The organism is Bradyrhizobium sp. (assembly GCF_049798375.1).
In the GTDB taxonomy this organism is placed as follows: domain Bacteria; phylum Pseudomonadota; class Alphaproteobacteria; order Rhizobiales; family Xanthobacteraceae; genus Bradyrhizobium.
The window spans coordinates 1-5,387 of the sequence record NZ_JBARGP010000597.1 but is presented as its reverse complement, the minus strand read 5'-3'; the positions used below and the strand labels follow the sequence as shown (position 1 = coordinate 5,387).

Below are 5,387 nucleotides of genomic sequence, written 5' to 3'. Positions count from 1 at the left end.
CACGCCGTTGCCGATACCATCGAGCAGGTTGGAGATGTCGGAAGCGCGGTTGTCGAGGCCCTGGGCGGTGAAGAAGTTGGTCGGGTTGTCGAGAGCCGAGTTGACCTTCTTACCGGTGGAAAGGTCGTTCTGCGTCGTGGCAAGCAACTGAGCGGTGGATTGCAGCGAGAGCAGGTTCTGACGCACGGAAGCCGAGAGAACAATACCAGTCATATTCATACCTTTCTGGTGTGAAACATAGTCGAACCGATCCTTCAGGATCGGGTGCCGCCGTGAACGACTTCGCGATCAGGTGACACGGTTAAGGTGAACGAGACTGGCTAACAAAGCCTGAAGCGGCAGAGCGGCTGAACCGGCCTGCCGCGCGTCCGCGTCGATTTGCGCCGCGGGTTACCGCCTAGGGCACTCCGGGAGGGCCTTGATAACTCAGCGCATTTACCAAATGGCGGGCGACATTTACCAACTGTTAACCTTGTTCGGAAAGGATTGCCCTCGCGTCGACCGCCCCGGCATGACCGGTCAGCGCCTGCCGTGAGCGTCGCGGTAGCCTTGTCGCCGGCCCCTCATCAAGCGGCAGCGGAGAACATGGATGGCTTTGAAAGTCGAACTCAAGCCGCATGAACGCATCATCATCGGCTCCTGCGTGATCACCAATACTGATCAGCGCGCACGTCTGCTGATCGACGGCGACAACGTCCCGATTCTGCGTGAGAAAGACATCTTGACGCCGGAGACCGCCGACACGCCGGCCAAGCTCGTCTATCTGGCGGTCCAGCTGATGTATATCTCGCCAAACGGCGACGCCAGCCACGGCACCTACTTCAACCTGCTGCGCGACATCATCACCACGGTGCCGAGCTCGTGGCCGCTGATCGAAGCGATCAACGGCCATATCCTCAACGGTGATCTCTATCAGGCGCTGAAGGAAGCCAAGAAGCTCGTCGCTTACGAAAAGAAGCTGCTGGAGCAGGCCGAAGCCGAAAAGACCGGCGCCGAGCAGACCCAGGCCGTCACCGCAGCGTGAAGTCGCATCCGGCTCTGCGCGACGCAGAGCCGGCCCCCCCGCCCGGTTCGATCCCGTTCGCCGGCCGGCTGATCTGATCGATCTGGTGGATCTTGTAGATGGGTTGAGCCCTTGCGAAGCTCATCATTCTTATCGACCGAACCGCGTTCGGTATCGCTTCGCTCGACCCTTCCTTCGTTCTTCGCGGCTCACGGCGCGAGCGGCGGCGCCTCGACCTCGATCAAGGGTACTGCGCCTGCGATCGTCCGCTGCGCTCCGAACGACAGCACCGCTGCAAGCAGCGCATCGATGTCGCATCTCGCGGTCCGGTGGTTGACGATCGCCGCCCGGATCGCGAGCCGTCCATCCAGCATCGTGCTCGAAGGCGCGGCAACGCCGGCTTCGTGGAGATCGGCGACGATTTCGCCATTGACGGCGTTGGCGTCCTCCGCGCGGTAACGGAAGCAGACGATGTTGAGATTGACGGGCGCCAACAGCTCGAGTCGCGGCTCGGCCAGGATGCGCGCTTCCAGATATTTCGCGAGCTCGCAGGTCTGCGCGATCACGGCGCCGAGCCTGTCGGTGCCGAACGTCTTCAGCGTGAACCAGGTCTTCAACGCGCGAAAGCCGCGTGACAGATCGGGTCCGAGATCGCACGGCCATTGCTTTCCGGCCGCGAGCCCGCGCGTCTCCCGGCGCAGATATGCGGCAGGCTGCGCAAAGGCATCACGATGGCGCTCACCGTCGCGCACCATGAGGAAGCCGGCATCATAGGGCACCTGCCCCCATTTGTGGAAATCGAGCGCAATCGAATCCGCCTGCTCGATTCCCGCAAGTCGCGGTGCAAGCTCGGGCGAGAGGATCGCGAGCGCACCGAACGCACCATCGACGTGGAACCAGAGCTTCTCGTCACGACAGAATGCTGCGACCTCGCGAAGATCATCGATCGCACCGATCTCGACCGTGCCGGCCGAGGCCACCACCAGAAACGGCGTCAAGCCATCTGCGCGATCGCGCGCGACCGCCTCGCGCAAAGCCGCGACCTCGATGCGATGCATCTGGTCGACCGCGATGCTGCGGAGCGAGCGGCTTCCAAGGCCGACGATGTCCATCGCCTTGCTGATGCAGCCATGCGCGGCCCTGGACGTGTAGGCCCGCAGCAGCTCGCCATCACCGCCGACGCCCTGCTCCCGGACCGCGACGCCGAGCGCGGAGCGGCGCGCCACCAGCACCGCCATCAGATTGGCCATCGAGGTGCCGGTGACGAAGATGCCGCTGGCGCCGGCGGGAAAGCCGAACATCTGGCGCGTCCATTCGACCACCTGCCGCTCGACTTCGATCGGCATGTGATCGCGTCCGCCGAGATTGGCATTCAGGCCGGCGGCCAGCATCTCGGCCAGCATTCCCACGGCCGAGCCGCCGCCATGCACCCATCCCATGAAGCCGGGATGGACGTTGCCGGTCGCGTAGGGCACGACGAAATCGGAGAACTCGCGATAGACCTCGGCCAGCTCGCTCGGCGCGTGCGGCAGCGGCGCGCGAAACTGCTCGCGAACCTCTGGCGGAATCGGCTGCCAGACCGGACGGGTGCGAATCTCCGCGATGTAGTCGATCATGTCATCGAGCATGCGATGACCCTGCGCGCGGATCGCCTCCCAGTCCTGCGGATCGAGTGTCTGCTTCGCTTGCGTGGCGGTCTCCAGATCCGACGCAACGATGCTCATGCCACCTGCTCCGCTGCCTGCACGGCATGCCGCTCCAGCATCGCCGCGAAAGCCGAGAACACCTTCTGCATCTGCGGTGATTTGTAGGGGAAGATGTCGGCGTGATCCATGTCGTGGACCACGGCGGTGTTGTCGGCCTCGAACACCAGCAGCGCGCCGTCCTTGGTCTCGGCGCAATCGATGATGAAATAGTCGAGCCCGACGCGCGCGGCGATCGCGGCCAGCGCGGTGCCGTGACGCCGGCCGAAGCCGATGTCGAACGTCTGCATGAAGGTCGCTTCCTCGCGCCGCTTCTCCTCGCTGGCGCCCATGCCGGCGTTGAGGTACCAGATGTCCCAGCGACTCGCGATCGCCATGTGGCAGGCATAAGGCTGGCCATCGACGAAGGCGACGCGATATTTACGGAACAAGCCGTCCTCGCTGGCGTAGTCGATGAATGGCGCCATGAAGAACTCCTGCTCATCGCGCTCGTCGAGATAAAGCGAAAGCTCGATAGGCTCGCCGATCTTCTCAAGACCGACGCCGGCGTGCGAACCGCGCGGCCGGATGATGATCGGAAATGCAAGGTCGGGCGCGATCGTCGCCAACCACTCCCGCTCCTCGGCCACCTCGACCAGTGGCGCGCGCTCCGCCGGGACGGTTGCGGGCATGACGAGACCGTCGATGTCGGCGAGCAGCCGGTACAGCTTGTCGCGATCCAGATTGCAGATCAGCTGCGGCGGGTTGAGCAGCGGCCGCGGCCAGCGCGCCGCGACCTCGTCGATCTTGCGCAGCGTGTGCTGGCAATCCTCGGAGTCGGAGGCGATGACGATGGCAACGTCGTGATCAGGCAATGGCGACGGCAATTCCGCATCCGGAATCACGTGCAGCATCATCAGTTCGATCCCGGTGTTCTCGAGCAGGAACTCGATCGGCGTGTTGCTGCCCATGTCGGTGGCCGCGGCCAGCGCCAGCACGCGCAACCGCGGCGTCTCCGATTTGCATGGCGAACGGAACAACTGGTGCGATTTCAGGACCTCGTCCTGGATCGCCAAGCCGGCTATCTTGTCGCCGAGCAGTTGCGCGAGCAGCGCAACGTCGAGCCCCTCGCCCGCGCTCGCCGTGCCGTCGAGCAGCTTGGCAATCAGCTCTGCCCAGAGCGGCTTGAGATCACGACCGTCGAACGATGCCTTCGCAAGCTTCGCCATGCCGATACGATCTGCACATTGCGCGCGCGCCTCGACCGTGAGCGCCAGCATTTCAGACTGCATCACACCTTCCCCAAATCGAGGCTGCTCACATGCGACACAAGGAGCTCTGTTTTTGCTACGACGTCCGCGAGCCGGCCGATCTCGCGATCGAGATTGGCGCGCGCGACCGCCGCATCCGTATTCCATGTCTCCGTCGCCTGGCGCGCACCGATACACAGCCGCAGCACAGCCGTCGGCGCAGCTCCGGTGCGCTCGATCCGGACCGGCTGCCCGATCAGGCATCGGCGCTCTGCAATCACGCGCTCCGAAGCGTTGCTGCCGACGCCGCCCAGGTCCCGACGCAGCGCGCGATAGACCTGCTGGCAATCCTCGGCGGCCAACAGCTGCCCCTCGCGCTGAAGTGCGAACGGAAACAGCGTCGGCAACGCGAACTCATCGTCGTCGGCGTCGCCGCGCTCTGTCATCACCGGACGCAGCACCGGCGATCGGATCAGCCGAGATTCGATCGCTTGGCCGAGCTCGCGCAACGCAAACGCACGGAACCCGTCCGGCACTTGGTAATAGGATGCGATCTCCTGAAGCGCGGCTTCCCAGCGCAGCCACTGACCGAGATTCGGCCGCGGCACGGACCGCGCGCGTTGCGCCGTCCAGCCCATCGGCCAGTCGTTGCGGCCGACATAATCGAACAGCCCGTCCGCAACGGCACCACGCCGCTGCAGCGCGCGTGCGAGCATGCCCGGCACCAGCAGCGCGCCGCTGAAGGCGGGTCCGCCGTAGAACTTCGAGCCCGTGATCAGCACCATGGCGCCACGATCGAGATAGCTGCGCAAACGGCGTCGCCCGAGCCGCATCTGGCAGGCATCGACGACGAGCTGGACCTGCCCGGGCCAGTAGCGCGCAATGCTATCGAGGCAATCCTGATCGGGCGTGCGCCAGCCGAGCTTGGACGAATCCATGATCTGCAGCATCGCGGCATGGCCGCGCGCGATTACTGTCTTGACGGCGCCGAGCACGGCCTCCGCATGGTCGGCGCGCGGCGCAATCCCGGTGCCGTCGCGCAGCGGCAGCGCGATGCTCTCCCCGGCGAGGCCGGCGATCGACGTGTCCTTGCGCACGGTGATGCCGGATGCCGTCCGCGTATTGAAATGATAGCCGCGCGCGGTCGCCGGCGTGCCGCTTCCGGTCTGGTCGGAAGCCACCACGATGGTCGTCAGCCGCTCGCCGAGTAGCGCGCGCGTCAGCGCCAGCGCGTGAAGCTGCGAATCCGTGCCCGACGGCGAGAACACGATCTCGACATCGGCGGGCAGTTGCAGATGCGCTCTCAGCTCGTGCCGCATCTCCTCGGTGCGCCGGTCGAGCGCCTCGTCGAGGCCGAGCCCGATCGCGGCATGCATCAGCTGCTCGCGCGCCCGCTCGGCGCCCGCATAGGCACGTTCGGAAATCGGCGAAGCCGTGCTCGATGAGAAACAG

At 65.0% G+C, this 5,387-nt stretch carries 4 protein-coding genes and 1 pseudogene; 1 reads left to right on the top strand and 4 read right to left on the bottom strand.

The features are described 5' to 3' along the window. Nucleotides 1-213 (bottom strand): annotated as a pseudogene (locus WA702_RS24020) (flagellin); the annotation flags it as partial. 376 nt (nt 214-589) lie between these two features. Here WA702_RS24020 and flbT point away from each other — a divergent pair. Next, the gene (flbT, locus tag WA702_RS24015; RefSeq protein ID WP_425113046.1) at nt 590-1,024 is read left to right on the top strand and encodes a flagellar biosynthesis repressor FlbT; all 435 of its coding nucleotides are present in this window, start codon (nt 590-592) and stop codon (nt 1,022-1,024) included. A 188-nt stretch (nt 1,025-1,212) separates the two neighbouring features. Here flbT and WA702_RS24010 read toward each other — a convergent pair whose 3' ends face one another. The 3 genes from WA702_RS24010 to WA702_RS24000 form a co-directional block, all read right to left on the bottom strand. Further along, complete coding sequence (locus tag WA702_RS24010; RefSeq protein WP_425113045.1) at nt 1,213-2,727, bottom strand: pyridoxal phosphate-dependent decarboxylase family protein; 1,515 nt, start codon at nt 2,725-2,727, stop codon at nt 1,213-1,215. Continuing rightward, entirely contained in the window at nt 2,724-3,914 is a 1,191-nt protein-coding gene (locus WA702_RS24005) for an ATP-grasp domain-containing protein (RefSeq protein WP_425113047.1), read from the bottom strand. Before WA702_RS24005 ends, WA702_RS24010 begins: the two co-directional genes overlap by 4 nt. 62 nt (nt 3,915-3,976) lie before the next feature. Then, nucleotides 3,977-5,387 (bottom strand): hypothetical protein (locus WA702_RS24000; RefSeq protein WP_425113044.1); only part of this gene is annotated, 1,411 nt, incomplete at its 5' end.

Excerpts from the sequence above, each read along its gene's own strand:
- flbT (WP_425113046.1), top strand. The coding sequence starts at position 590 with ATGGCTTTGAAAGTCGAACTCAAGCCGCATGAACGCATCATCATCGGC.
- WA702_RS24010 (WP_425113045.1), bottom strand. The coding sequence starts at position 2,727 with ATGAGCATCGTTGCGTCGGATCTGGAGACCGCCACGCAAGCGAAGCAG.
- WA702_RS24005 (WP_425113047.1), bottom strand. The coding sequence starts at position 3,914 with ATGGCGAAGCTTGCGAAGGCATCGTTCGACGGTCGTGATCTCAAGCCG.